Consider the following 2272-nt stretch of genomic DNA (forward strand, 5'->3'; position numbering starts at 1 on the left):
GTTCATGACGATGTCGATATCGTCGCGGCGCAGTATGTCGAGCACCGCCCTTTCGTCACAGATATCGGCCTGGGCGAAGCTGTAATTGTGGGCATTCTCGATCGGCCGCAGCGAGGCCAGGTTGCCCGCATAGGTCAGCTTGTCGAGATTGGTCACCCGGTAGGCCGGATTGGCGCACAGATGCCGGCATACCGCCGAACCGATGAAGCCGGCACCGCCCGTCACCAGAAAATTCATCCCGCCGTCCTTATGCCCCACATGCTCCATCAGGCGAACACCTCGGCCGTAGCCAGCGTCGGCGCCTTGAGGTCCTTGTCCGAAAGCTGGAACCCGTCGGCCAGCGACGGCCATTCTATGCCGATGGCGGGATCGTCGAAACGGATCGACCGATCATGCTCGGGCGAATAGGTGTCGGTCACCTTGTACAGCACCTCGGTGTCGGGCACGAGCGTGACGAAGCCATGCGCGAAGCCCTTCGGCACCAGGATCTGGTTGCCTTTTTCGGCCGACACTTCGAGGGCGACCCATTTTCCGAAGGTTTTCGAGGCGCGGCGGATATCGACAGCGATGTCGAGAATGCTGCCGCGGATGACCCGCAGCAGCTTGTCCTGGGCACGCGGCGCAAGCTGGTAGTGAAGCCCGCGCAGGACGCCCGGGGCAGCGGAATAGGAATGGTTGTCCTGCACGAAAGTCAGGTCGATGCCGGCCTGCGAAAAGCGCTCGGCATTGTAGGTTTCCATGAAGAAACCGCGTGCGTCGCCATGGCGCTTCGGGACGATTTCCAGCACCCCGTCGATGCCCAGGGATCTCACCTCCAGCATCTTAACCCTCCGAAAGATCGACGACGCGCCGGCGCAGATAGGCGGCGTACTCGTTCTTTCCCAGCCGGCTTGCGCGATCCAGCACCATGTCCGCCGTCAGCCATCCCTGTTCGAAGGCGATTTCCTCTGGACAGGCGACCTTGATGCCCTGGCGATGCTCGATCGTACGCACGAAGGACGAGGCTTCGTGCAGGCTGTCATGCGTACCGGTGTCGAGCCAGGCATAGCCGCGTCCCAGCCGGTGAACATGGAGCTGGCCGCGCTCGAGATAGACATTGTTGATGGCCGTGATCTCGATCTCGCCGCGCGCCGAAGGACGGATGGTCGGGGCGATGTCGACGACGTTATTGTCGTAGAAATAGAGACCGGTGACGGCCCAGTTGGACTTCGGCTTTTGCGGCTTTTCCTCGATCGTCAGCGCGGTTCCGGTCGCCTTGTCGAAAGACACCACGCCATAGCGTTCGGGATCCTCGACATGGTAGGCGAACACCGAGGCGCCCCTCTGGCGCGATGCCGCGACGCGGCAAAGCTGCGATAGCCCGTCGCCAAAATAGATGTTGTCGCCCAGGATCATCGACACGCTGTCCTTGCCGATGAAATCGCGGCCGATGATGAAGGCTTCCGCGAGTCCATTGGGCTGCGGCTGCTCGGCGTAAGACAGGGCCAGCCCGAACTCCGACCCGTCGCCGAGCAAACCACGAAAAGCCGGCAGATCACGGGGCGTCGAAATGATCAGAATCTCTCGTATTCCCGCGAGCATCAGCACGCTCAGCGGATAATAGATCATCGGCTTGTCGTAAATGGGAAGAATTTGCTTAGAGACTGCTAATGTTAGTGGATAAAGACGCGTTCCACTGCCTCCAGCAAGGATAATTCCTTTCAAGAAGCTCTCCTCGACATGCCAAAGCCCCCCGGCCCTGTGTGCCTGTGCTTAGGTTTCATGCATTGGCTTGTCAATGCGGCATACGACAAACGCGTCGGCCATGTTGGATAGCGGCCATCAAGGCCGAGGCCTGACCACTGATCGCACTTTCCGTCTTGTCGAGGACGGGACAGCGGTCATTGCGCAGGGTGGACGTTCCACCATTCAGGCCGCGGCCATGATCACATGTGCCTGGATTTTGGCGGCAACTTCGCCACTGCCATGTCTGTCGGCAATGGCTGATGCCGCGTAGTCGGTCGCGGCGTCCAGTTTTCCAGCGTCCCTGGCCTCGATTTCGGTGCGAAGGACGGTGCCCTGACAATAAGCGACGGCCGGAAGCCGTGGCGAGGATGCGCGGCTTTGTTCGGCTCTGGTCTCGATCGCGACATCGGAGAAACCCGCGTCCTCCAGGTCGCGACGGATCAGCGCCTTGTCGTGATAGCCGTGCGGCGTGCGTGCCAGGAAGCGCGGCGGATCGTCGGGAAAAATCCGCGCGAGGGCATTGGTCACGTCATCGGCGAACACATTC

At 60.9% G+C, this 2272-nt stretch carries 3 protein-coding genes and 1 pseudogene; all 4 read right to left on the reverse strand.

Annotated features, from left to right (window positions below; all coding sequences use genetic code 11):
- A partial coding sequence (locus tag EOA36_RS33705) for an NAD-dependent epimerase/dehydratase family protein (protein WP_127281043.1) occupies nucleotides 1–237 on the reverse strand: 237 nt, incomplete at its 3' end.
- A 29-nt stretch (nucleotides 238–266) separates the two neighbouring features.
- Nucleotides 267–821 (reverse strand): dTDP-4-dehydrorhamnose 3,5-epimerase, encoded by a 555-nt coding sequence (rfbC, locus tag EOA36_RS33710; protein ID WP_127281044.1) that lies wholly within the window; start codon nucleotides 819–821, stop codon nucleotides 267–269.
- A gap of 1 nt (nucleotide 822) precedes the next feature.
- Nucleotides 823–1704 carry a glucose-1-phosphate thymidylyltransferase RfbA gene (gene rfbA, locus EOA36_RS33715; RefSeq protein ID WP_127281045.1) on the reverse strand — a complete coding sequence of 294 codons (882 nt, stop codon included), beginning with the start codon at nucleotides 1702–1704 and terminating at the stop codon, nucleotides 823–825.
- A gap of 204 nt (nucleotides 1705–1908) precedes the next feature.
- Nucleotides 1909–2272: pseudogene (locus EOA36_RS33720) on the reverse strand (SAM-dependent methyltransferase); the annotation flags it as partial.

The sequence above is a fragment of the Mesorhizobium sp. M8A.F.Ca.ET.021.01.1.1 genome (assembly GCF_003998025.1).
Classification (GTDB): domain Bacteria; phylum Pseudomonadota; class Alphaproteobacteria; order Rhizobiales; family Rhizobiaceae; genus Mesorhizobium.

Bases quoted from the DNA above. Each gene is read 5' to 3' on its own strand.
- rfbC (WP_127281044.1), bottom strand. From the start codon at position 821: ATGCTGGAGGTGAGATCCCTGGGCATCGACGGGGTGCTGGAAATCGTC.